Origin of the sequence: Luteimonas sp. 3794 (assembly GCF_031456825.1) — a bacterium.
GTDB lineage: Bacteria > Pseudomonadota > Gammaproteobacteria > Xanthomonadales > Xanthomonadaceae > Luteimonas.
Window position 1 is genome coordinate 39691 of record NZ_JAVDVJ010000012.1, and the last position, 24806, is coordinate 64496.

21 protein-coding genes are annotated in these 24806 nt (G+C 67.4%); 12 read left to right on the forward strand and 9 right to left on the reverse strand.

The window, feature by feature from the left end; genetic code table 11:
- Positions 1-38: 38 nt before the first annotated feature.
- From J2X52_RS14280 to J2X52_RS14295, 4 genes are all read left to right on the forward strand, one after another.
- Positions 39-1397, forward strand: coding sequence for an amino acid permease (locus tag J2X52_RS14280; protein WP_310154689.1), 1359 nt, complete (start codon positions 39-41; stop codon positions 1395-1397).
- On the forward strand, positions 1394-2071 hold the full coding sequence (locus tag J2X52_RS14285; RefSeq protein WP_310154691.1) for a class I SAM-dependent methyltransferase: 678 nt from the start codon (positions 1394-1396) through the stop codon (positions 2069-2071). The genes J2X52_RS14280 and J2X52_RS14285 overlap by 4 nt, the downstream gene beginning before the upstream one ends.
- A gap of 104 nt (positions 2072-2175) precedes the next feature.
- Positions 2176-3174 carry an alpha/beta hydrolase gene (locus tag J2X52_RS14290; protein WP_310154693.1) on the forward strand — a complete coding sequence of 333 codons (999 nt, stop codon included), beginning with the start codon at positions 2176-2178 and terminating at the stop codon, positions 3172-3174.
- A gap of 128 nt (positions 3175-3302) precedes the next feature.
- Complete coding sequence (locus J2X52_RS14295; RefSeq protein WP_310154695.1) at positions 3303-4577, forward strand: hypothetical protein; 1275 nt, start codon at positions 3303-3305, stop codon at positions 4575-4577.
- A gap of 611 nt (positions 4578-5188) precedes the next feature.
- Here the strand turns inward: J2X52_RS14295 and J2X52_RS14300 are convergent.
- Together J2X52_RS14300 and J2X52_RS14305 are read right to left on the reverse strand one after the other, a co-directional pair.
- Complete coding sequence (locus J2X52_RS14300; RefSeq protein ID WP_310154697.1) at positions 5189-7021, reverse strand: ABC transporter ATP-binding protein; 1833 nt, start codon at positions 7019-7021, stop codon at positions 5189-5191.
- Between the two features lie 101 nt (positions 7022-7122).
- On the reverse strand, positions 7123-8154 hold the full coding sequence (locus tag J2X52_RS14305; RefSeq protein WP_310154700.1) for an NADP-dependent oxidoreductase: 1032 nt from the start codon (positions 8152-8154) through the stop codon (positions 7123-7125).
- 68 nt (positions 8155-8222) lie between these two features.
- On the opposite strand from J2X52_RS14305, the gene soxR reads away from it, so the two are divergent.
- Positions 8223-8678: a redox-sensitive transcriptional activator SoxR gene (gene soxR, locus J2X52_RS14310; protein ID WP_310154703.1), complete on the forward strand. Its 456-nt coding sequence runs from the start codon at positions 8223-8225 to the stop codon at positions 8676-8678.
- Positions 8679-8744: 66 nt separating this feature from the next.
- Here the strand turns inward: soxR and J2X52_RS14315 are convergent, their stop codons facing one another.
- Both J2X52_RS14315 and J2X52_RS14320 read right to left on the reverse strand, forming a co-directional pair.
- Positions 8745-10418, reverse strand: a complete 1674-nt coding sequence (locus tag J2X52_RS14315; protein ID WP_310154706.1) for a DUF2207 domain-containing protein — start codon at positions 10416-10418, stop codon at positions 8745-8747.
- Complete coding sequence (locus tag J2X52_RS14320) at positions 10418-10975, reverse strand: LemA family protein (protein WP_310154709.1); 558 nt, start codon at positions 10973-10975, stop codon at positions 10418-10420. The genes J2X52_RS14315 and J2X52_RS14320 overlap by 1 nt, the downstream gene beginning before the upstream one ends.
- A gap of 183 nt (positions 10976-11158) precedes the next feature.
- Here J2X52_RS14320 and J2X52_RS14325 point away from each other — a divergent pair, with 183 nt between their 5' ends.
- Positions 11159-11668, forward strand: coding sequence for a DUF4019 domain-containing protein (locus J2X52_RS14325; RefSeq protein ID WP_310154712.1), 510 nt, complete (start codon positions 11159-11161; stop codon positions 11666-11668).
- Between the two features lie 65 nt (positions 11669-11733).
- Here the strand turns inward: J2X52_RS14325 and J2X52_RS14330 are convergent, their stop codons facing one another.
- The gene (locus tag J2X52_RS14330; RefSeq protein ID WP_310154715.1) at positions 11734-11958 is read right to left on the reverse strand and encodes an RNA-binding S4 domain-containing protein; all 225 of its coding nucleotides are present in this window, start codon (positions 11956-11958) and stop codon (positions 11734-11736) included.
- Between the two features lie 193 nt (positions 11959-12151).
- Between J2X52_RS14330 and J2X52_RS14335 the strand changes: the two genes are divergently transcribed.
- Positions 12152-13222: a sensor domain-containing diguanylate cyclase gene (locus J2X52_RS14335; RefSeq protein WP_310154718.1), complete on the forward strand. Its 1071-nt coding sequence runs from the start codon at positions 12152-12154 to the stop codon at positions 13220-13222.
- Between the two features lie 153 nt (positions 13223-13375).
- Here J2X52_RS14335 and J2X52_RS14340 read toward each other — a convergent pair whose 3' ends face one another.
- The 4 genes from J2X52_RS14340 to J2X52_RS14355 all read right to left on the reverse strand — a co-directional run bounded on the left by J2X52_RS14340 (position 13376) and on the right by J2X52_RS14355 (position 17949).
- A complete protein-coding gene (locus J2X52_RS14340; protein ID WP_310154721.1) occupies positions 13376-14314 on the reverse strand; it encodes a DMT family transporter in 939 nt (312 codons plus the stop codon).
- Positions 14315-14378: 64 nt separating this feature from the next.
- Positions 14379-15695 (reverse strand): MFS transporter, encoded by a 1317-nt coding sequence (locus tag J2X52_RS14345; protein WP_310154724.1) that lies wholly within the window; start codon positions 15693-15695, stop codon positions 14379-14381.
- Between the two features lie 12 nt (positions 15696-15707).
- On the reverse strand, positions 15708-16679 hold the full coding sequence (locus tag J2X52_RS14350) for an aldo/keto reductase (RefSeq protein ID WP_310154725.1): 972 nt from the start codon (positions 16677-16679) through the stop codon (positions 15708-15710).
- A gap of 682 nt (positions 16680-17361) precedes the next feature.
- Positions 17362-17949, reverse strand: coding sequence for a Fe-Mn family superoxide dismutase (locus tag J2X52_RS14355; protein ID WP_310154728.1), 588 nt, complete (start codon positions 17947-17949; stop codon positions 17362-17364).
- Positions 17950-18056: 107 nt separating this feature from the next.
- Between J2X52_RS14355 and grxD the strand changes: the two genes are divergently transcribed.
- From grxD to ppnN, 5 genes are all read left to right on the forward strand, one after another.
- Positions 18057-18377 carry a Grx4 family monothiol glutaredoxin gene (grxD, locus tag J2X52_RS14360; RefSeq protein WP_310154731.1) on the forward strand — a complete coding sequence of 107 codons (321 nt, stop codon included), beginning with the start codon at positions 18057-18059 and terminating at the stop codon, positions 18375-18377.
- Positions 18374-19129, forward strand: coding sequence for an SDR family NAD(P)-dependent oxidoreductase (locus tag J2X52_RS14365; RefSeq protein ID WP_310154734.1), 756 nt, complete (start codon positions 18374-18376; stop codon positions 19127-19129). Before grxD ends, J2X52_RS14365 begins: the two co-directional genes overlap by 4 nt.
- Entirely contained in the window at positions 19126-19728 is a 603-nt protein-coding gene (locus J2X52_RS14370; protein WP_232114615.1) for a YhgN family NAAT transporter, read from the forward strand. The genes J2X52_RS14365 and J2X52_RS14370 overlap by 4 nt, the downstream gene beginning before the upstream one ends.
- A gap of 256 nt (positions 19729-19984) precedes the next feature.
- Positions 19985-23302 (forward strand): carboxypeptidase regulatory-like domain-containing protein, encoded by a 3318-nt coding sequence (locus J2X52_RS14375; RefSeq protein WP_310154738.1) that lies wholly within the window; start codon positions 19985-19987, stop codon positions 23300-23302.
- A 107-nt stretch (positions 23303-23409) separates the two neighbouring features.
- The gene (gene ppnN / locus J2X52_RS14380) at positions 23410-24798 is read left to right on the forward strand and encodes a nucleotide 5'-monophosphate nucleosidase PpnN (RefSeq protein WP_310154742.1); all 1389 of its coding nucleotides are present in this window, start codon (positions 23410-23412) and stop codon (positions 24796-24798) included.
- Positions 24799-24806 lie beyond the last annotated feature (8 nt).

Consider the following 24806-nt stretch of genomic DNA (forward strand, 5'->3'; position numbering starts at 1 on the left):
CCGACCGGCAGTGATGTGCCGCGCCACTCTGGAGCCCCATGGATATACGCGAACGCCGGCCTGCGACGGCCGACCAAGTGCCACCGCGCGCCACACTCCGTGCGCGCGACGCGTTCGCGATCACCATCGGCGTCGTTGTCGGTGCCGGCATTTTCCGTACGCCTTCGTTGATCGCCGGTGCGTCCGGAAGTGAATTCGTCATGCTCGCGGCCTGGGTCGTCGGCGGCATCCTGTCGATCATCGGCGCGCTGTGCTACGCCGAACTTGCAACGACGTATCCGCAGGCCGGCGGCGATTACAACTACTTGAGACGCGCCTATGGGCCGCGCCCCGCGTTCCTGTTCGCCTGGGCGCGCGTGTCGGTGATCCAGACCGGTTCGATCGCACTGCTGTGCTTTATCGTCGGCGACTACATGGCGCAGCTGTTCGACCTGGGGCCGTGGTCGTCGGCGCTCTACGCCGCCGCCGCGGTGATCGGCCTGACTGCGATCAACTGGATCGGCACACGCCAGGGCGCCACCGTGCAGACATGGCTGACGATCACCGAAATTGTCGGCGTGCTGGTGATCATCGTAGCCGGACTGTGGTTCGCGCCGACCGACATCGCGCCGATTCCGGGCAGCGGCGGTGACAGCGCGATCGGTCTGATTCTGGTGTTCGTGCTGCTGACCTACGGCGGCTGGAACGAGGCGGTCTATGTGACCTCCGAAGTGCGTGATGCAAAGAAGTGGATGCCGCGCGTGCTGATCCTGAGCCTGATCGCGATCGCCGCGCTGTACGTGCTGGTGAACCTGGCGTACCTGCGGGTGCTGGGCCTGGGCGGCATGGCCGAGCACAACGCGGTTGCGGCCGAGGTCATGGGGCGCGTGTTCGGGCCGACCGGCGCGGTGTTGATGAGCGCCATCGTCGTGGCTGCCGCGCTGACGTCGGCGAACGCGACGATGATCACCGGCGCGCGCAGCGTGTACGCCGTCGGCCGCGACTTCCCCGCGCTCGGTTTCATCGGGCGCTGGGACGCGCGCAGTGGCACGCCGCGCGCGGCGATCATGACGCAGGGGGTGCTGGCGCTTGCACTGGTCACGCTCGGCGCGTTCGCGCGCGACGGCTTCGAGGTGGCGGTGGAGTACACCGCGCCGGTGTTCTGGCTGTTCTTCCTGCTGGTCGGCATTTCGCTGTTCGTGCTGCGCCGGCGCGATCCCGATCTGCCGCGGCCGTTCCGCGTGCCGTTGTATCCGCTGCTGCCGCTGCTGTTCTGCGCGACCAGCGCCTATCTGCTGTATTCCAGTCTGGCCTACACCGGTCGCGGGGCGCTCGTCGGCGTTGCCGTGCTCGCGGTGGGCGGCCTGCTGCTGTTGCTGTTCAAACCGATCCCGCTTTCCGAGGAGACACCGTCATGAAGTCGAAGAAGACCCTGCTCGCACTCGCCATCTGTGCCCCGTTCCTGCTGGCCTGCGCCGACCAGGCGGTCAACGCCTATGAACCGGTCGACGGCAGCGCCACGACTCCAGCCGCGGTGGACGACGACGCGGCGATGAACACCACGCACACCGTCACCGCCGCCATCGGTCCCGATTCGCCGTATGCCGAGGGTGCGCCTAGGCCGTCGCGCGAACCCGATGTGATCTACGTGCCGACGCCCGAACCTGTCGTCGACGCGATGCTCAACCTCGCCGGCGTCAAAGAAGGTGATGTGCTCTACGACCTGGGCTCTGGCGATGGCCGCATCCCGATCGCCGCGGCCCAGCGCTTCGGCGTGCGCGGCGTCGGCATCGACATCAATCCGGTGCGCGTGCGCGAGGCGAACGCGAACGCGGAAACGGCAGGTGTCACCGATCTGGTCACGTTCAAGGAAGCCGACCTGTTCGAGGAAGACATCAGCGAGGCCAGCGTGGTCACGCTGTATCTGCTGCAGAGCCTCAACGTGAAGCTGCGGCCCAAGCTGCTGGCCGAGCTCAAGCCCGGCACGCGTATCGTCAGCCACGCCTTCGACATGGCCGACCAGTGGAAACCCGAGCAGACCCAGGAAATCGACGGCACCCGCATCTACCTGTGGACCGTGCCCGAGCGCTGAGCACCTGCGCAACGTTCTGCTGCGCTTGCCTGCTGGCGCGCGCCGCCGGTCGTCCGCCGGCGGCGCAATGCCATGATCGCTGCCCCCTGCAAGAGACCGCCCTGATGAGCCGCATTGCGCCGTATCTCCTGTCGCTCGCCACCCTGTCGGCCACATCCGTGTCCGCATCGCCCTATGGCGGCGAGCTGCAGGGCTTCGACTATCCGCACCCGCGTCAGGCACACGCGTTCTATTCGCAGGGGCAGGCACTGTCGATGGCCTACATGGACGTGCGACCCGAGGACGCGGGCAATGGACGCACGGCGGTACTGCTGCACGGCAAGAACTTCTGCGGGCCGACCTGGGGCAACACGATCACCGTGCTGGTCGAAGCCGGCTGGCGGGTGATCGTGCCGGACCAGATCGGCTTCTGCGGGTCCACCAAGCCGCGCGGCTACCAGTTCTCCTTCGCCCAGTTGGCGTCGAACACGCAGGGGCTGCTCGAAACGCTTGGCATCGAGCGTGCGGTGCTGATCGGGCATTCGATGGGCGGCATGCTGGCCACGCGCTACGCGCTGCAGTATCCCGACGCGGTCGAGCAACTGGTGCTGGTCAATCCGATCGGCCTGGAGGATTGGCAGGCCGAGGGCGTGCCGTACGCGAGTATCGACACGATGGCCGAGGGTGAGCGCAAGACCACGTTCGACAGCATCAAGGCCTACCAGCTGAAGTTCTACTACGACGGCCAGTGGGCGCCGCGCTACGACCGCTGGGTCGACATGCTGGCCGGCATGTACGCCGGGCCGGATCGCGGGATCGTCGCCTGGAACCAGTCGCAGACCTCGGAGATGGTGTTCACCCAGCCGGTCGTCCACGAATTTCCGGCGCTGCGCGTGCCCACGCTGCTGATGATCGGGGGCAAGGACCGCACCGCGCCCGGCGCGAATCGCGCGCCCGAAGCGGTGGCCGCGCGGCTGGGCGATTACCCGGCACTGGGCCGCAAGGCCGCCGAGTCCATTCCCGATGCACAGTTGATCGAGTTTCCGGCGCTGGGCCATTCCCCGCAGGTCGAGGCGCCGCACGAATTCCATGCGGCCCTGCTGCGCGGACTCGTGCCTCGCTGACGACACCCGACCCTTGCAGCCATGGCCGATTCGACATTCATTCCGCATTCGTCCGGGGCAGGGCGCAGCCCCTAGACTGGTCACTACACCGCGCGTCGTGCGCTCCGCCCAACAGGACCTGTTTTCCGATGCTGATCCGGCGCCTGCCACTGCCCGTGTTGCTGATCGCCTGTCTGGGATTGGCGGCCTGCCAGCGCACCGTGGAAGACACCACGCCGCCGGTCGAGACGGTGGAGGTTGCAAGCCCCGAGGAAGGGGGTGCGGTGAGCAGCGCGCCGGTGGATGTGGACGCCGTACCCGCCGTGCCCGTTGCCGAGCCCGACACCGGCGCGGTGGACTGGTCGCCGATGACGTTGGCCGGAGCCACCGCTTCGATCAGCTGCGAACTCGATTACGCCAATGCCGGTGATGGCGCTCCGCTGACCGCGTTCGATCAGGACGCGCTGCGCGAGGCGATGGACGACTGCGCCGAACGTGGCGTGTTCCGGCTGCGCTTCAAGGGCCGGGTGACGGAAGACTTCACCCGCCTGATGAAGCGGCTGGCCGTGGTGGCCGAGGAACTGTCGATCAACAAGCGCGTGCTCGACATCGATTCCAGCGGCGGCATGGTTGAGGAGGCCATCCGCGCCGGCGACGTGATCGCCGAAACGCGTTGGACGATCTGGGTGCGCGAAGGCGCGGTGTGTCACAGCTCCTGCGTGTTCCTGCTGGCCGGCGGCGACACCCGTCTGATCGGCGGGCGCGTCGGCATCCACCGCATCATCCGCATGAGTTCCAGCGCCTCGACCCGCGCCGAGCTCAATCGCGAACTGCGCGCGGTCTACGGCCGGGTGCGCGATTACCTGGAGCGCAATGGCGCAGCGGTCGCGGTTGCCGATCTGATGATGGCCGTGCCCAATCGCAGCCTGCGCATCCTTACCCCGGACGAGCTCAAGCTCTATGGCCTCGACGGCGTGAATCCGGCCCAGGACGACCTGGACCGCCTGCGTCTGATGCGCAAATGCGGCCAGGACTTCGTCGCCCGCCGCGATGCGTACTCGCGCGCCTTCGACACTACCTGCAACGCGCCGGATCGTGATGTCGAACAGATGGCGAATTGTGGCCTCGAGCTGCGCGGCAAGTTCGGTTTCCCCGACGAGCAGTGCCCGACCGAGAGTCCGCTATCGGAGTTCGATCTGGTCGGCGCGCTGACCGCTGCAGCCGGCAATGCCAGCCGCTTGCGCATTCTCGGCGTGCCCGTGGGCGAACCGCGGCCTGCTGCACGTCCTGCAACGCCGACGCGTGCGACGCCGACGCCGGCACCTGCGGCGGTCTCTGCCGAGTCGCGGGCTGGGGCGGCGAGCGAGCCTGCGGACGAGGGTGATTCGGCGGCGGATGAGGAGGCGGAGGCGCCGGTTCCGTAATTGGCGCGCGGGGTTCGCGCTGATCCAGGCGTGGCTGTGGAGTCACGCCGTGGGAACGGTATCTACCGCGAAGAACTGCTTGAAGACTGCAGGCTCAGGGGCGAACCGGCCGCCATGAACTGAGCACCTCTCCCTTTGGGAAAGAGCCTGCCCCGGACTTGATCCGGGGGCGACGCGCGGAGCGCGTCGGGTGAGGGCGAGGTTAGACCAGTCATCCGTGAAAAGGCCTAGGGCCGCCTTCGGTGATCCACGACCTGCTTCCCTCACCCCAACCCCCGCTCCGCGCCCCGGCCCTCGCGTTGCCGCGATGGCGTGCGTCGGCACGCGAGCCAGTGGCTCGCATGCGTGCCGCCTCACCCCAGAGGGAGAGGGGCTCAAAGCGCTGGCGCTCGAAGATTTCCGCGTCCCGTCTCCCTCACCCCAGCCCCCGCGCCGCGCCCCGGCCCCCGCGTTGCCGCGATGGCGTTCGTCGGCACGCGAGCCAGTGGCTCGCAAGCGCGCCATCTCACCCCAGAGGGAGAGGGGCTCTAATCTTTGGCTCGGATTCTAGGCTCGGGCCCCGTACTCGGAAACGTTCGCGCTGTATGCCGATAAGCGCGATTTGCGACGCGTCACCCCTCCGCCAGAAACCCACCCGACTGCCGCTTCCACAGCTGCGCATACACGCCGTCACCAGCGACCAGCGCCTCATGCGTGCCCTGTTCGACGATGCGGCCGCGGTCCATGACGATCAACCGGTCCATGGCCGCGATCGTCGACAGGCGATGCGCGATCGCGATGACCGTCTTGCCCTGCATCAGGCGATAGAGGTTTTCCTGGATCGCGGCTTCGGCTTCCGAGTCCAGTGCCGACGTGGCTTCGTCGAGCACCAGGATCGGCGCGTTTTTCAGCAGTACGCGAGCGATGGCGATGCGCTGGCGCTGGCCGCCGGAGAGTTTGACGCCGCGCTCGCCCACGTGGGCGTCGTAGCCGGTGCGGCCTTTGGCATCGCTCAACGTCTGGATGAACTCGTGGGCCTCGGCGCGCCTGGCCGCCTCGATCATCTCCGCCTCGCTCGCATCCGGGCGGCCGTAGAGGATGTTCTCGCGTACCGAGCGGTGCAGCAGCGAGGTGTCCTGGGTGACCATGCCGATCTGCGCGCGCAGTGAATCCTGTTCGATCGTCGCGATGTCGGTGCCGTCGATGCGGATGCTGCCGGCTTCGCGGTCGTAGAAGCGCAGCAGCAGATTCACCAGAGTGGACTTGCCGGCGCCCGAACGCCCGACCAGGCCGATCTTCTCGCCGGGCCGCACGTGCAGGTCGAGATCTTCGATGACGCTGCGGTCGTTCTGGCCGTAGTGGAAGTCGACATGTTCGAAGCGGATATCCCCGGCGATCTTCGCCAGCGGCGGTGCATCGGGTGTGTCCTCGACGGTCGGCGCCAGCGAGATCGAATTGATGCCGTCGCGCACCGTGCCGATGTTCTCGAACAGCGACGACAGCTCCCACATGATCCATTGCGACATGCCGAGCATGCGCAGCGCCAGCGCCAGACCCACGGCGATCGAGCCGGTGCTGATCGCACCACCGAGCCACAGCCACAGGCCCAGGCCTGCGACGGAGGCGACCAGCAACATGTTCAGCACGTAGTTGCAGACGTTGACGATCGTCACCAGGCGCATCTGCCGGTGCACGGTCTGCAGGAAACCGTCCATCGCCTCGCGTGCGTAGGCCTGCTCGCGCTGCGAATGCGAGAACAGCTTGACGGTTGCGATGTTGGTGTAGCTGTCGACGATGCGTCCGGTCATCACCGAGCGCGCGTCGGCCTGCTTCTCCGAGATGCGGCTCAGCTGCGGCACGAAGCGCCACATCAGCGCGCCGTAGAGCAGCAACCAACCAATGAACGGCAGCATCATCCGCCAGTCGGCCGCGGCGGCGACGATGATCGCGCCGGTGAAGTAGACGATGACGTAGTTGCCGACATCCAGCAGTTTGATCACCGTTTCGCGCACGGCCAGCGAGGTCTGCATCAGCTTGGTGGCGATGCGGCCGGCGAACTCTTCCTGGAAGTAGCTCATCGACTGCCGCAGCAGATAGCGATGCACGTTCCAGCGGATCCGCATCGGGAAGTTCCCGAGTAGGGTCTGGTGGATGACCATGGTGTTGAACCAGGTCAGCAGGGGCAGGCCGATCAGCACCAGCACGGCCATCAGGACCAGTCGCCCGCCCTCGGCCGCCATGAAGGTCTCAGGCGTATGCGAGGTCAGCCGGTCGACGAGTGAACCGACGTAGGCGTAGAGCACGACCTCGGCGACCGCGATCAATGCGGTGAACGCGGCCATCAGCAGCAGCCAGCGGCCGCTGCCACGCACGTAGTGCATGCAGAACGCGAACAGCGTGGTTGGCGGCTGGGTCGGGATCGACGGCGGGAAGGGATCGATGCGGTTTTCGAACCAGCGAAGCATGGGGAATCCAGTGGCGGCGCGGCAGGCGCGCGGGAACAGACTGTCTATTGTCGGCGATGGCGGTCGCCGTTGACGCGATGCGCGTCGAACGCTGCGTGCGATCAGGGCACGTCGAGCACGATGCGGCCTAGGTGATGGCGCCCGATCGCGGCTGCGGCCGCGGCGGCGTCGGCCAGCGGGAAGCGCGCTTCGATGTGCAGATGGAACGGCCCGCGCGCTGCAGCGCGGCAGGCTGCATGGACCTGGCGCGCGCCGGCGCCGGCGCCGAATGCCGAGGCGGCAATGTCGTCGCGCGCCGGCGGCGCCGAGACGCCACGCGGCCAGGCAATGCGACCGCCGGGGCGAAGCGCATCGACGATGGTGCCGGCGTCCGGCGTGCTCGCGGTCAGCAGTGCAGCGTCGAGACCATCCGGCGCGAAGATCCGCAGGGCCGGTGCCAGTGCGTGGCGTCGGCCGTCGATGGCCATGTCCGCGCCGAGCCGTTCGGCCAGTGCCACGCCGTCTGCGCCCGACGCCACCGCCAGCACGCGTGCGCCACGCTGCCGCGCGAACTGCAGTGCCATGTGGCCGATGCCGCCGCTGGCGCCGAACACCAGCGCGGTATCCCCCGGACCCAGCGCCAATGCGACCGCGACCGCGTGCATCGCCAGGCCGCCGTCGACCGGCAGTGCGGCCGCCTGCGGCAACGTGAGGCGCGGCGGCACCGGCCACAGATGGTCCGCGTCGACGACGACGAACTGTGCGTGGAAGCCCTGCTTTGGGCTGCGCAGCGGCAGCAGGCCGCACACCCGGTCGCCCTCGCGCAGACGCTGCACGCCAGCGCCCACGTCCACCACCGTGCCCGCACCTTCGGCACCGGGCACGTAGGGGAACACCGGCGCGCTGCTGGCGAATGGCGCCAGCGCGCCTTCGCGCTCCAGCACATCCCAGGGACCGAAGCCCGCCGACAGCACGCGTACAAGCACTTGCCCCGCGCCGGGCAGCGGAATCGGTCGTTCGACCAGGGACAGCACCTCGGGCCCCCCGAAGCGCTCGAAGGCGAGGGCGAGCATGGTCTCGTCCAGCGCCGCCCCGGTCACGCTGAAGTCTTCGGAACCGGGGGCGGGGTGAAGTGTGGGATCGTCGAAGGTCATCGGGCGGCCGTGGACAGCAGGAAGATTGGCGCGCAGGCTATGACCTCAACCAATGTTGAGGTCAAGCCATGGCGACGCGTGCACGGCGCGGGGATGAAATACTGTCGGTCGGCGAACTGGCGGCGCGCAGTGGCGTGGCGGTCTCGGCGCTGCATTTCTATGAGCGTCAGGGGCTGATCCACGGCGGTCGCAACGCCGGCAACCAGCGACGCTATGGCCGCGAGGTGTTGCGGCGGGTAGCGATCATCAAGGTCGCGCAGCGCGCCGGCATTCCGCTGGCCTCGATACGCGAGGCACTGGATACGCTGCCTGATGGCCGTACGCCGACGACCGCCGACTGGACGCGCCTGTCACGCCGTTGGCGCGCCGAACTCGACGCACGCATCGACCAGCTCACGCGGCTGCGCGACCAGCTCGACGGCTGCATCGGTTGCGGCTGTCTTTCCCTGAAGGCCTGTCCGCTGCGCAACCCGGACGACGTCGCCGGCGCACGCGGACCCGGCGCGCTGTATCTCGAAGGCTGACGCTGGCAGGCCTCGGCTGTGCGCGAGGCGCTGCGCAAGCGCTTCACCCGGCGCGCGCGTACACGCTCAGGACTGGGCGGACTTCGCCGCGAGCCGCTTCTTCTTCGGGCGCGCCGTTGCGGCAATGCGCGCGGTCAGGCTGTCGCCCATCGAGCGGCTGAAACGCGCCAGGTCGGTGACGACAAGTCCGCGGTACCAGGGAGTGCCGGCGACGGCTTCGACCGCGCGCTGGGTGCCGACCCGCGCTGCGAAACCTTTGGTCCACGCATCTTCCGCGTCGAGGGCCACCGCGTACGGCAACAGGCGCAGGTAGCGCGTGGCGTCGAGCGGCGGGACATCAGGGATGTCCTGGTGGCGGTGCCCGGTGCGCGCAGCGCCAACCAGATACCGGCGCAGGGCTTCCGCGTGTGCCAGCAGTTGCCGGCCTTCCGCCGTCGGCGCGCGTACCAGCAGTGCGAAGGCGAGCAGCATCGGCACCATCAGCACGACAGCCAGGAGCGTCGCCATCAACGCAGGCGAATGCCAGGCCAGCCGCAGCGCCACGGCCGCGCTTGGAATCGCGATGGCCAGAGCGCCGAGAATGCTGCCGCCGTGTGTGCGGAACAGTGCGGGCACGAAGCGTCTGCGCAGGGCAGTCTCGTGCGCCTTGCAGGCACGTGCGATGCGCGTGTGCTCGCGACTGCGCAGGTCCACCGCATCGTGAGGCTCGGGCAGCAACGCGGACAACTGCGCGCGTTGCTCCATCGTCGGCAGGGTGTGGGCGCCCTCGTGTGTCCGCTGGATCCGCCAGCCGGTACGCGTACCCTGTGGCTGGCGAAGGATGCACAGGTGATCGTCGACCGCGCTGGCGAGCAGGTCCGCCGCGAAACAGCGCGCGTCGTAGCGCATGCGCCGCAGGTAGCGCAGGCCAGCTGGTGAGAAGCCAGGCGGTGGTTCGTGCAGATCCGGCACGGCGCCCAGCACCTGCGGTTGCCGGACACGCCGCCAGCGCACGACGCAGTACCCCGCCAGCAACAACAGCCCGGTCAGCGCGACCAGCAGGCCGGCGTGATCGTGCATCCACCAAAGGCTGCGCTGGCGCAGCGTCGGTGGCGCGATCACGCCTTTGGGAAACGCCAGTCTCACATGCAGGCCTTCGTGCGGCTGCAGCGGTCGCGCCAGTGTCCAGCGGGCGGTCCCCGCAGCCGACAGGGCAACATGGAAGTCGCGACCGGCTGCGCCGGTCACGCCGTGGGCGTGCAGGGTGTCGACGGCGACCGCGCGCGGCAGGGTGACCGTGACCGAGCCCTGTTCGACGGGAACTGCCTGATCGGCGCCGATGGCATCCAGCGACAGCACATCCTGCATCTCGCCGAACAGGGGTTGCCGCGTGGTGCGGTAGTGCAGCATGTAGACCGGTTGCGAGGGCGTCTTCAGATGTCCGGCGTCGCCGGTGGACAGCCTCAGCACGCCCCCGGCACGCTCGATGCGCCAGGGTTCGACACGGCCATCGCGCCGCACGTCCTGCACCTGCAGTTCGGTGACCACGACATCGCCCTGTGGATCGCGGTAGCGGACCGGGAAATCCCGGACGAGGCCGTGGCGGAACGTACGGCCTTCGGCACGCACCTCAATGCGCTCGGTCACGTCGAGTCGGCCGTCGGCCAGCACCCGCACATCGACGTCGTGGCGGAGGATCCGCTCCTGCGTCCACGCGGGCAGCGCGATACAGACGAGGAGCAGCAGGAGCGCGCCCCGCATCAGCGCTTCAGCTCCACGGCTGCGGGTCGCCGGCTGTCATCGGCGGCCTGGAAGTACCCGGCCTGGCCGACGCCCGTCAGCCGCGCGATGAGCGTGTCGGGCACGCGTTGCACTGCATCGTTGAGGTCGCGCACCGCGCCGTTGTAGAAGCGACGCGCGTATTGCAACTGGGTTTCGACCTCGACGAGGTCGGCCTGCAACTGCGCGAAGTTGTCGCTCGCCGCGAGGACCGGATACGCCTCCTGCAGCGCGATCAGGCGCTGGATACCTGCGCCGAGGCGCTGTTCGAGATCCGACAGCGTCGCCGCGTCCGCGGTGGCCATCGCGCGCGCGCGAAGAGCAGTCACCGCATCGAGCGTGGCGCGCTCATGCGCAGCGTAGGCCTGCACCGCGCTGACCAGTTGTGGCACCAGGTCGTGGCGGCGCACCAGTTGGACGTCGATATCGGCCCAGGCCGTGCGCACTTGGTTGCGCAAGCGCACCAGACGATTGAACACGCGCACTGCCCACACGAGCAGCACGGCCATGAGCAGCGCGGCAATGAACAGAGACGTCATTGACGGCGGTCTGCAGAGTCAGGGGTTCGATCCATGCAGCCCACGCAGGCAGTGAAACGACTGAGGATACCCCCACCGCGCGACATGGCCATGGGCGCCGCGGCCGCCCCCGAGGGCGCTTGCCGGGCACGATGCAATGCGTACACTCGGTCCACTTCAAGCAGTTCTGCGAGGAACGTCATGATGATGAACGCGCTACGCCTGTCGATGTCGACCGCTCTGCTGGTCGCGTTTGCGTCCGCCGCGAATGCGCAGCAGCCTGCGCCGTCGCCCGCCCCGCAGCCTCCGGCCGCCGCCCAGCCGACGCTTACGCCGGAGCAGCAGGCGCAGGTCGCGCGCCAGGATGCCGAGATGGGCGCAGCGGCGCTGCAGATCATGCAGATGATCGACAGCAACCGCGCCGGTGAAGTCTGGGACGGCGCTTCGGCGACGATGAAGAGCGCGGTGACCCGCGACGAGTTCGTACGCCAGCTCAACATCGACCGCAACCGCCTCGGCGCGCCGACCAGACGCGATTCGCCCGTGGTCAGCCGCTCGCAGTTCCAGGCCGGTGAAGCGGTGCCCGCGGGCATCTACATCAATGTCGCCTCACCCACCACGTTCGCCAGCCAGCCCGAGCCGGTGCGCGAGCTGGTGTCGTTCCGCCTCGACGACGACCGCACCTGGCGCGTATCGGGCTACAGCGTCCGCTGAGCCGGGCGCCGCATCGGACTGCCGACGGCGCCTTCGGGCGCCGTTCGTGTGTCTACGTCGTTGAATCAGCCTGCCGCGACGACACGGATCACCTGTCCGTCGAGTTCGACGGTCTGGTCCGCGCGGATCTTGCAGGTCTTGCGCAGCTCGACGACGCCGTCGACGAACACCGCACCACTGGCGACGATCGCCTTGCCGGCGCCGCCGCTGTCGCAGAGACCGGCGAGCTTGAGCAACTGGTTGAGTTCGACGTGGTCGCGTTCCAGCGGGAAATCGATTGGCGCGGGCATCGGTCTGTCTCGTGATACGGACCGGCATTATCCGCGATCGTGAGTTCCGGACTGCGTGCATCGGCGACGCGCCCTTGAGTCAGCGGTGTATCCCGTGGCGGGCGCGGTCAGGTGGGGTGCGCTAACGTAAGCGCTGACCATTGAGGAGCACAGCGATGGCTGCAAGCCGAACCCGATCAGGCGACCTGCGTCCATGATCCGCCCGCCGATGCCGGCCGACGAAGATGTCCGACAGGCCACGCTCGATGCCTATCGGATCCTCGACACCCAGCGTGAGGAGGCCTACGACGATCTCGTCGCGATCGCCGCCTCCATCTGCAACGTGCCGATCGCGGTGATCTCGCTGGTCGACCGCGATCGCCAGTGGTTCAAGGCGGCGCGAGGCATCGACGGCAGCGGAACTTCGCGTGAGATGGCGTTCTGCGCCTACGCCATCCTCGATCCGAGCGAGACCATGGTGGTCAACGATGCCCGCGAGGATCCGCGCTTCAGCGGCAATCCGCTGGTGGTCGGCGGTCCGCGGGTCCGCTTCTACGCCGGCGCGCCGATGCGTGCGTCCAATGGTCAGCCGATGGGCACGGTATGCGTGCTCGACGACCGGCCGCGCCAGCTCGAACCACCCCAGCGCATCGCGCTGGAGGCCCTGTCGCGGCAGGCTTCGCGCCTGATGGAACTGCACAGTGTGAGCCGGGCCTTGCGTCTGCAGCTGGAAGAACGCGGCTGGTACGAGCAGCAACTGCTGCATTACCAGCGCGAACTCGAACACCAGAATGCGGATCTCGAAGAACAGTCCTCGACCGATCCGCTGACCGGTCTGGCCAACCGGCGCGCGTTCTCGCGCACGCTCGAGGCGGCGATCACGCGGGCACATACGGCAGGTGAGCCCTTGTCGGTGGCGATCGTCGACATTGATCACTTCAAGTCGATCAACGATCTCCACGGCCACGCCGAAGGCGACCGCGTGCTGCAGGCGCTGGGCGCCATGTTGCTCACCGGCGAGGCGGCGCGTGGCCGGGTGGCGCGGTTCGGCGGTGAGGAGTTCGTGCGTTTATTGCCGGATCGCAGCCTGACAGACGCCGCGCGCGAGTCGGAATACCTGCGCGAAGCGGTGGCGGCGATGCCGACCGGGCTGCCGGTGACGATCAGCATCGGCGTGGCGACGCTGCAGCCCGCCGAGGACGCATCCTCGCTGCTCGCGCGCGCCGACCAGGCGCTGTACAAGGCCAAGCACGAGGGGCGGGATCGCGTCTGCGCGCTGCCCTGAGTCGGTGGCGTGTGCGCATCGCCAGAGCGTGCCGGCGTGGCGTTTCGCCCCGTCGTTGTCGGCCATCGATACACGCAGGCGCGACGGCCTATTGCACGCGGCTACACCATGGAGTTTGGCGCCTCTCACCGCGCCCCATCCCGCAGCCGGAGGTCAGTCCGCGATCTGCTTCGATTCGCCTGCAAGGTTCTCTGGGTGGGCGATGCGTCGCGGCCGCGACAGCAGTGGATAGACCAGCACCGCGGCCAGGATGATCGCCACGCCCGCGTAGAAGCGCGGGGTGAGCTCGTGTTGCTCGCCGAGCAGCACGATGGCGAGTGCGATCGCGTAGACGGGTTCAAGATTCACCGCCAGCTGCGCGGCGAACGCGCTCATGTACCGCAGCGCCACCAACGACAGCGCGAACGGCAGCAAGGTGCAGGCGAAGGCGAGCAGCAGCAGATACGCGCCGTCGTGCGGGCTCGGCAGGGTCAGCAGGCTGCCGGCGAAAGCCGGAAACAGCAGCGGCATCAGCGGCGCGAGCAGGGTCAGCGTCAGCGTGCCGGCGCCGAGTTCGAGTGCGGTGACGGTCAGCGGATCGGCGCGCTCGACCAGGCGCTTGTTCAACGAACCGAAGCAGGCGACGAACAGCGCCGACAGGGCGCCGACCGCCACCCCGATGCGCATGCCGTCCGGAATGCCGCCGACCACCAGCGCCACGCCCGGCAGCACGGCGACGCCGAGCGCGAGTTCGCGCCAGGAAAACCGGCTGCGCGCGACCAGCGGCTCGATCAGCGCGATGAACACCGTCGCCAGCGCCATGCAGGTCGCCGCGACCGATGCATTGGCGAGCTTCACCGCGCCGTAAAAGGTGAGCCAGTGCAGCGCGACCAGCGCGCCGACGCCGGCGTAAGCCAATAGCAGGCGCGGTGGCAAGGCGCGCACGCCGCGCCAGACGCGCGGCAGCAGCATCAGCGTGCCGGCGACCAGCAGCATCCGCCACCACACCAGCGGCAACGCGGGCAGGGTGATCAGCTTGCCGAGGATGGCGGTGAAGCCCCACAGCAGGACGCAGAAGTGGATCTGCCAGTGGGCTTTCGTCGTGGGCTGCATCGGAGAGGGCGCCGGCAAGGGCGCGCATTATCCATCGCCGGTGCCCGCTGCGGGCGGGCGCCGGTCAGCGTGGTGTGGCGGTCCGCTCCGTGTCCGAGGGGGACGATTCCAGGTCCGCCTGCCGTTGCTGCGCCCGGCCCAGCCAGATGCCCAGCGCGGCCCACACCAGTGCCAGCGGCACGACCACGCTGACCAGTCCCCCGAGCGCCATCCCCAGACGCCCGAGCACACCCTCGGTCTGCGCGCCGACCACGTCGCCGACGCGATAGACGAAGGTGTCGATGAAGGCCTTGGCTTTGTACTTGTCCTCGCGGGGGACCACGGTGAACAGGGTCTCGCGCGCGGGTCGGGTCAGGCCGCGCTGGATCGCCTTGTTCATCGCTTCGAGCAGGATCAGCACCAGGAAGGAACCGTAAATCGCCAGCCCGATGAAGCCGATCGCCATCGCGATCGGCAACAACGCCAGCGCGAATGCCAGCCCGAGCCGGCGGATGATGTGCCCGGTCAGCGTGACCTGCAGTGCCAGCACCGCGATCTGGGTCCACATGTCGATGTTGCCGAGCAGGCCGGTGCGCGCATCGAGGTCGGTCTCGGCCGCGGCCACCATCTGCAGCCGGGTGAAATACAGGAAGGTCGCGACGATCGTCATGATCATCACGTAGCCGGCGATGCCCATCAGATAGCGCGAGGCGAACACCGCGCGAATGCCAGCCAGCGCGCTACCGCCGATGCGGATGTCGCCCTGGGGTCGTGCCCGCGCGTCGCGCGGTCCGTCGCTGCGCAGCTGCACCAGCCACCAGGCGAGCACGATCGCTGCGCCCAGAAACGCGGCCGCGACCAGCAGCAACGCCGGCGTGCCCAGCGGCTCGGCCAATCGCGCTGCCAGCCAGGGGCCGAAGATCGCCCCGAGCGTGCCGCCGACCGCGATCAGTGCGAACAGGCGCTTGGCCTGGTCACTGCTGAAGCGATCGGCCAGCAGGGCCCAGAACACCATCGTTACGAACAGGTTGAAGACGCTGAACCAGACGTAGAACACCTGGCCGCTGCGCGCGCCGACCGCGCCGGGCGCGAACATCAGAAACGCCCAGAAGCCGACCAGGCTCAGCGCGAAGAACGCGTAGGTCGCCGCGATGAACTGCAGTCGCCGCAGCCGCGCGACCAGCCAGCCGAACACCGGATTGACCAGCAGCGTGACCACCGCCGTACCGATGAACAGCCAGCGCACGCTGTCGAGACCGCGCTCCATGCCCAACGCGTCGCGCGCCGGTCGCAGCATCATCAGCGCGGTCAGGATGCAGAAGAAGAACAGGCCGGCAACGAGCACCGGCGCGGCCTCGCCGCGGCGCAGGTTGAACAGGTCTGCGATCTTGTCGGCGGTCATCGTGGCCGGCCGTCAGGCGAACTGCGCGACGAGCTCGGCCTGCTGCGCCTCGCTCAGCAATGGGCCCGTGCCAGCGCGCAGTTGGTCGGCCTGGCGGTCGGGGCGGCCGGTGGCCGGAATCACTGCGGTCACGGCCGGATGGCTGATCGCGAACTTCAGGAACATCTGCGACCAAGAGGTCACGCCGACAGCCTCGGCCCAGTCCGGCAGCACGGTATCGCTGACGCGCGCGAAAAGTTTGCCGTCGTCGAATGCGCGGTTGATCAGCACCGCGATCCCGAGTTCCTGGGCGACAGGCAGCACCGTGCGTGCGGCCTGCGGTGCATTCACCGAGTAGTTCACCTGCACGAAGTCGGGGCGCAGCCTGCGCATCGCCTCGACCAGCGCGGCGTGGCCGCTTTCCAGATAGTGGGTGAGGCCGATGTACTTCGTCGCGCCGGCTTCTTTCAGCTGCTGCGCGTACGGCCAGGCGATGTCGAGCGCGCGCAGATTATGGATCTGCAGCAGTTCGACGTGATCGGTCTGCAGGCGACGCTGGCTCTCAGTCCACTGCGCTTCCATCGTGGGACGGTCATCGGCGGCGATCTTGGTCGCCAGGAAGCAGCGGTCGCGCCACCCGCCCGCAGCGAGCAGTGCGCCGAGCACCTCGTCCGCATTGGTGTAGTTGGGCGAGGTGTCGAAGAGGGTCGCGCCGCCCTCGAAGAACACCCGGATGGTGTCCTGCAGGCGTGCGAAGTCCGGGGAATCCAGCGCGATCTCGTAGCTGCCGGACGTGCCCGCGCCGATCACCGGCACGGTCTCCCCGGTGGCTGGAATGGCGCGTGTCGTCAGGCCGCCCGCTGCTGTCGTGGGTCGGGGCGCCGTGGACGCGGGCGTCGACGCCTGGGGCGCAGGCGCATCGCGACTGCAGGCGGCAAGCGGTGCGAGCGCGAGCCCGGCGGCGGCGAGCGAGGCTGCGCTGAGGAAGCGACGACGGGACGACATGGCGGACATTCCTGCATCGGGTCGGCCTTCGATCATAGGGGGTTCTCCCTTCAAGGAATGGCGAGTGCGCGCCCGTCACGCGCGTGACGCGCTGGCGGCCTGTGACAGCTTCGCCAGGCGATGCGCGTCTTGATCTGGCGGTCGGCGCCTGCCACGGCCGGGCTTTGTCGACCGGGCGCCCGGCCCGCTGCGCCTGTGGCGGGTGTCCGGTGATGCGCCGGCCTTCGGTTTCCCCCGGACGCACGCATCCCCGGGTTCGTTCTTTGTGGCACCTGCTGGGCCGGCTGCGCGCCGGCAACGGCATTGCACACCACGACTTCGGTGCCGGCGACTCGTTGCTGCCGGTGTGCGGCGCCTTGCCGATCAACGCGATCGGGCTCGACTGCAGTTTCGTGTGCTGCCTCCGTGTGCGACGTAGCGGGCGATGCGCGGACGCGGCGGAGGGTGGCCAACATCCTCGAATCGGTGCCGGCCCTCGATCTCGCAGTCACTGCCCAAGGCATCGAGGACGCACCCACGCGCTACTGCTGCGCGATGTGCAGTGCACTTGCCTGCAGAGCGAGCTGATCCGCCATCCGGCGGCTGCCGAGGACATCGCCCGCGAGACCTTCGCGCAGGGTGGCCCCATTCGTCGGCACGGGTAGAGGACGGGGTCAGGCGTGCTGGCGGATTGACCGGCTGACTAGCGCAGGCGCGCGGTCACCGCGTCCCAGTTCACCAGATGCCAGAACGCGTCCAGATACTTCTGCCGGTTGTCTCGGTAGTCGAGATACCAGGCGTGTTCCCATAGTGAGATCGCCAGCAACGGGATGTCCTGACCGGTGATCGGTGTGGCCGCGTTCGCCGTAGCCGCCAGGGCGAGACGTCCGTCCGGTCGCTGTAGCAGCCAGACCCAGCCTGCGCCGAATGTCGACAGCGCCAGAGCATCGAAGCGCGTGCGGAAAGCGGCGAAATCGCCGAACTGGCGCGCGATGGCCTCGGCCAGGCGGCCCTTCGGCTCGCCGCCACCTCCGGCCGCGGCCGGTTTGAGTGAATGCCAGTAGAAGGTGTTGTTCCAGGCTTGCGCGGCATGATCGAACGTCGCGCCCTGCGCGGTACGGACGATGGTTTCCAGCGGCGCGTCGGCCAGGTCGCTGCCTGCCAGCAGGGCATTGAGCCGCTCGATGTGGCCACGCTGCAGATGACCGTGGTGCTGGTCGAGCGTGTCGCCCGACAGATGCGGCTCCAGCGCGGTGCGGTCGTAGGGCAGGGCGGCGAGTTCGAGTGGCATGGACGATGGTCCGGTGGTCGGTGGCAGCGACGCGATAGAATGCACCAATTCCGAAACCCGATCCCCGACGGCCCCAGAGCCGCGGCGTGGTCACATGGAGCGTCAGCGTGTCGATCCTCGAACACATCCAGGCCGAAATCGACGGCCATGCCATCGTGTTGTTCATGAAGGGCACGCCGCAGTTTCCGATGTGCGGATTCTCCAGCCGCACGGTCGCCGCGCTTCGCGACGCCGGCGCCAGCGACTACCGGACGATCAATGTGCTCGAGATGCCGGAGATCCGCGCCAACCTGCCGCGGTTCTCGAACTGGCCTACGTTCCCGCAGCTGTTTATCCATGGCGAACTGATCGGCGGTTGCGACATCACCCTCGAACTGCACGAATCCGGTGAACTGGCGCGCATGGTGGCCGAGGTGCTGGAGGCGTGAAAACGGCTGCTTCCGCAGTCGCGCCGGGCTGTCTGGGCGGGCGCGTCGTACTGGTCGTGGGCGCCGCGGGTGGCCTGGGTGAAGCGGCCTCGCTGGCCTGCGCGGCTGCCGGGGCATCGCTGGTGCTGCTCGGTCGCCGCGTGCCGAAGCTCAACCGCTTGCACGATCGGTTGCAGAAGGCGGGCGCGGCGCCCGCGCTGTATCCGCTGGATCTCGAAGGCGCGACGCCGGATGACCATGCGGAACTCGCGGCGCGCATCGAGGCGGAATTGGGCCGGCTCGACGGCATCCTGCATGTGGCGGCCGCCTTCGAGGGACTCACCCCGCTCGAGCTGACCGACCCGGCCACCTTCGCCCGCGCGCTGCACGTCAATCTCACTGCGCGCTGGTGGCTGACCCAGGCCTGCCTGCCCTTGTTGCGTCGCTCGGGCGACGGTTCGGTCGTGTTCGCGATCGACGATCCCGCCCGCACGACCGGTGCCTATTGGGGCGGCTACGGGTTGGCCCAGGCCGGCTTGTCGGCTCTGGTCGGCATGCTGCAGGCCGAACTCGGCGATGCGCCGGTCCGCGTCAGTGGGCTGCTGCCGCCGCCGATGCGGACGCCGCTCCGGGCCAAGGCACACGTCGAGGCCGAAGACCACGTCGCTCGGTCGCCGCTCGAGGTCGCGGCCCATTGCGTTGCCTTGTTGTCGCCCGCCGGCGCGCCGCATCGCGGCCAGCTCTGGTCGCCTGGCGAGGTGCTGCCCGCATGACCATCGCCTCGGCCGCACTGCTGCTGTTCCTGATCCTGGATCCGCTGGGCAACATCCCGGTGTTTCTGAGCATGCTGCGGCGGCTCACCCCGCAGCGGCAGCGCATCGTGCTGGCCCGTGAACTGCTGATCGCGCTGGTCGTGCTGATGCTGTTCCTATGGGCCGGCAAGTACGCGCTCGAAGTCATGCACCTGCGCCAGGAGTCGGTGGCGATCGCCGGCGGCATCGTGCTGTTCCTGATCGGCATCCGCATGATCTTCCCGCCGCCGGAAGGCCTGATGGGCGAGATTCCGGACGGCGAGCCCTTCATCGTGCCGATGGCGATCCCGCTGGTCGCTGGCCCATCCGGCATGGCCGCGGTGATGCTGATGGGCAGCAACGAGCCCGACCGGCTCGGCGAGTGGAGCCTGGCGCTGCTGATCGCCTGGGGCGCGACGGCCGCGATCCTGTTCTCGGCCACCTATCTCTACAAGCTGCTCGGTGCGCGTGCCCTGACCGCCATCGAGCGCCTGATGGGCATGTTGCTCGTCGCGATCTCGGTGCAGATGCTGCTCGACGGTCTTGTCAGCTACCTCAGAGCAGGCCTCGCGCCGATGTGAGTGCGGCGTGACCACGGCGCGACAAGGACTTACGTCCGATTGCTCGCGCTGGTCATAAATATCAATGTGGTCAGTGAGTTGCATGACGCGGGAACTGTCATGGCACTGTCATGCGCCTTGGTTACCGTGTTAACCTGTTGTTAACCACGGCGCTTCGCCCACACGCCGTGGTGGGGCCCCCACTCTTGTTCCAAGACCTGATCGTCGCCCGCCATCCGGCGCGCGCCGCACTCTACGTATCGAGGCTATAAAACCCATGAACCACTCGCATCGCGCCCGACTCTCCAAGCTGTCGCTCGGCCTGATCGTTGCCCTTGCAGCCGCTCCCGCATTCGCGCAGAGCACCTCCGCCGGCGTCGGCGGCCAGGTGACAGGCGCAGGCGGCGCCCCGGTGACCGGCGCGGAAGTGACCATCGTGCACACCGAGTCCGGCACCGTCAGCCGCGCCACGACGGATGCGAGCGGACGCTATAACGCACGCGGTCTGCGCGTGGGTGGTCCGTACACGATCACGGTGACCAAGCCGGGCGAGGGCACGCGCACGGAGGACAATGTCTATCTGACCCTGAATCAGATCAGCACGGTCAATGCGGCGCTGACCGGCGACATGACGACCTTGGCCACGGTTACCGCGACGGCGATCGGCGGCGGCTCCGAGGTCTTCAGCACGACCAAGATGGGTTCGGGCACCGCAGTCAATCAGCGAACGATCGAATCGTTGCCGTCGATGGGCGGCAACATCCAAGACTACATGCGCCTCGATCCGCGCGTGGCCTTCACCGATCGCGCCTCGGGCAGCATCAGCGCCGGCGGCCAGAATCCGCGATTCAACAAGATCACCATTGACGGTGTGTCGGCCAGCGACACCTTCGGTCTGGAAGGCAACAACATGCCGACCCAGCGCCAGCCGGTCTCGATGGAGGCCATCGAAGCGCTCGACATCGACCTGTCCAGCTACGACGTGACCATCGCCGGTGCCGCCGGTGCGAACATCAACGCGGTCACCAAATCGGGTACCAACGAAGTCCACGGATCGGTCTACGGCTACATGCGTGACGGCGACTGGTTCGGTTCGCACCCGCTGACCCGCGCCCCGTTCTCCGAGTACGACAAGGAAGAGACCTACGGCTTCACGGTGGGTGGCCCGATCATCAAGGACCGCCTGTTCTTCTTCGCCAACTATGAGAAATTCGAGCGCTCCAAGCCGGGTCCGGACCTGAGCAGCACACCGCTGTTCAACGCCGGTGCCGACTTCAATGAAGCTGATGTGCGCCGCGTCGTCGATCTCGCTCGCAGCAATCTCGGTTTCGATCCGGGCTGGTATGAGGGTGCGACGGGCAATACGGACCTCGAGGAATACGCGGTCAAGATCGACTGGAACATCAACGACAACCACCGCGCCAACGTGCGTTACAGCAAGCTGGAGCAGAACCGCCTGCGCGCCGATGGCAACAGCGCGTCAGCGCTTGTGCTGAGTTCGTCGTGGTTCAACCACGCCAAGACGGTCGAAAGCTATGTCGGTCAGGTCTTCAGTGACTGGTCCGATAATTTCTCGACCGAGTTCAAGGTGTCGTACCGCGACTATTCGTCGATCCGGCAGACCCCGACCAACGCGCCGCTGGTTACCGTCTACTTCGATGATGGCATCGCCGGCAACCAGCTCACCTCGGGCGACTACATCCGCTTCGGCACCGAGCGCAGCTCGATGGGCAACGTGCTGACGACCGAGACCTGGAACTACTTCGGTTCGGCCACCTGGACCGTCGGCGACCACGACATCAAGTTCGGCTTCGAGTATTCGGACAACGACATTTACAACCAGTTCCTGCAGGACGCGTGGGGCAATTACAGCTTCTACGTGCCGCGCGTGAACGGCGTCAACGACTTTGGCAATCTCGAGCGTCGCCAGTACTTCGACTACGACCTCAATACGAACGTCGCCAACCCGAACGCCATCCCGGCGATCTTCAGCAACAAGAACCTGGGCTTCTTTGTCCAGGACACCTGGTACGCGACGCCGAACCTGACGCTGACGCTCGGCGTGCGCGGTGATCGCCCGAGCACCGGCAACGACCCGGAGTTCAACGCGTGCTTCGCGGCGGCCGCGAATGCGCCCAACGTCGCCCAGTGCGGCGCCGGCCACACCGGCGGCTTCGGTCTGGACAACTCCTACACGTTCTCGAACAAGTTCGTTATCCAGCCGCGCTTCGGCTTCAACTACACCTTCGACACCGACCTGCAGACGCAGCTGCGCGGTGGCGTGGGCATGTTCCAGGGTGATGCGCCGACCGTCTGGGTGAGCAACGCCTACCAGAGCACCGGTCTGAACTACACCTCCTACCGCGACATCACCGACTGGCAGGGCGTGCCCTACAGCCCGGACGGCTTCAACCAGAACGTGCCCAATGCGCCGGGCGCCGCGGTGCGCAACGTCAACGTCATCGACAAGGACTTCGAGCTCCCGTCGGTGTGGAAGGCGAACGTGGCGTTCGACAAGGAAACGCCGTGGTGGGGCGTCGTCGCGTCGGCGGAGCTGCTGGTCACCGAGACCCGCAACGGCCTGTTCTACAACAGTCTCAACATCGGTCCGGGTTTCGAGGGCTACGACGGCCGTCAGCTGTTCTGGAACCCGAGCGTCTACAACTTCAGCAGCACGGCCAATGCCCGCTTCGGTCGCAACGCCTACTTCGGTGACGTCTTCCTGCTGCGCAACACCGACAAGGGCCGCAGCCGCCAGATGACCCTGTCGCTGGCCAAGCCGTGGATGCCGGACAGCGACTGGTCCTGGAGCCTGGGCTACACCTACACCGACACCAAGGAAGTGGGCGCGCTGACCAGCTCGACCGCCGGTTCGGGCTTCGGCAGCCAGTACAACTTCACCACCAACGAAGAAGCGCTGCACCGCGCGCGTTACGAGATCCGCGACCGGTTCTCCGGTGCGATCAACTGGGAACACGCGTTCTTCGGCGGCTACAAGACCCAGATCGGCCTGTTCTACGAAGGCCGCAGCGGCCGTCCGTACAGCTACATCTTCTCCGGCGACGCCAACGGCGACGGTCGTACCTTCAACGACCTGTTCTACGTGCCGTCGGGCCCGGGTGACGTGCTGTTCGGTACGGTCAACAACGCGGGCGTGTTCACCGCCAACCCGGCGATGGAGCGTGCGTTCTTCGACTGGCTTGCCACGCAGGAAGACCTGTCCAAGTACAAGGGCACGTACGCGCCGGAGAACGGCTTCCGTGCCGGCTGGGTCAACACCTTCGACGTGCGCATCAGCCAGGAACTGCCGGGCTTCATGAAGGGTCACAAGTCGAAGGTCTGGATCGACGTGCAGAACGTCGGCAACCTGATCAACAACGACTGGGGCCACATCCTCGACTGGGGCTTCAACGCCAACCAGGCGGCCGCCACGCTGGTCGGTATCGACCGCGCCACCGGCAAGTATGTGTACGGCTACCGCAGCGGCACGTCGTTCGGCCAGCCGGGCAACCTGGCCGTGCCGACCGACGCCGACAGCAACACCAACGGCATTTCGCAGTGGTCGGTCCAAGTGGGTCTGCGTTACGACTTCTGATCGCGATCAGCTGTCATGAAGTCGAAAACGGCCGGGGAAACCCGGCCGTTTTCTTATGTGCGGGGTCCTGCGCTACAGTGCCGCACCCATACGAAAAGCGAAAAAGAATGAGCAACGAGATCGGGACGGCGACGGCGCTGCCCACAGTGAATGCCTACGTCTATCCGCGTGGTGGCCTGGATGTGCTGTCTCGCGACGAAGTCGCCCGTCTGAAGGACGCGTCGCTCGGCGGCATGCACGACCTGCTGCGTCGCTGCGCGCTCGCAGTGCTGACCAGTGGTAGCGCGTCCGACGATCCGCGCGCGGCGCAGGAGCTGTATCCGGATTTCGACATCCAGGTGCTGCAGCAGGACCGCGGCATCCGTATCGAGCTGGTCAACGCGCCGGCGATGGCCTTCGTCGACGGCCAGATCATCCGCGGCGTCGCCGAACTGCTGTTCGCAGTCGTGCGCGATCTCGCGTACACCGCGATCGAGTTGGGTCCCGAATACGCGACGGACCTCGAATCCTCGGCCGGCATCACCAATGCGGTGTTCGGCCTGCTGCGCAATGCGCGCCTGCTGCAGCCGGGCGACCCGAACATGGTGGTCTGCTGGGGCGGTCACTCGATCAACCGTGTCGAGTACGACTACACCAAGCTGGTCGGTTACGAATTGGGCCTGCGCGGCATGGACATCTGCACCGGCTGCGGACCGGGCGCGATGAAGGGGCCGATGAAGGGTGCCAACGTCGCCCACGCCAAGCAGCGCCAGTACCCGGCGCGCTACATCGGCATCACCGAGCCGGGCATCATCGCGGCCGAATCGCCGAACCCGATCGTCAACCAGCTGGTGATCATGCCGGACATCGAGAAGCGTCTCGAATCGTTCGTGCGCCTCGGCCACGGCATCATCGTGTTCCCGGGCGGCGTGGGCACGGCGGAGGAAATCCTCTATCTGCTGGGCCTGCTGCTGCAGGAGGAGAACCGCGACATCCCGTTCCCCTTCATCCTGACCGGCCCGACTGCATCCGCGCCGTACTTCGAGCAGATCGACCAGTTCATCCGTCTGACGCTTGGCGACGAGGCCGCGTCGCGCTACGAGATCATCGTCGCCGATCCCGAGCAAGTGGCGCGCCGTATGGCCGCGGGCATCCGCAAGGTCAAGGAGTACCGGGTCGGGCACAAGGATTCGTTCTATTTCAACTGGTCGCTGTCGATCCCGCTCGATCTCCAACTGCCGTTCGTGCCGACGCACGAAGCCATGGCCGCACTCGACCTGCACCACGGTCGCCGCCCGCACGAACTTGCCGCCGACCTGCGCCGCGCGTTCTCCGGTATCGTTGCCGGCAACGTCAAGGAAGATGGCTTGCGCCGCGTCGAAGAGTTCGGGCCGTTCCGCATCAACGGCGACCGCGACATCATGCAGTCGCTCGACGCCCTGCTGCGCGCGTTCGTCCAGCAGCGGCGGATGAAGATCGCGGGGGATTACAGGCCTTGTTACGAAGTGGTGGCCTGAGTCGCAGA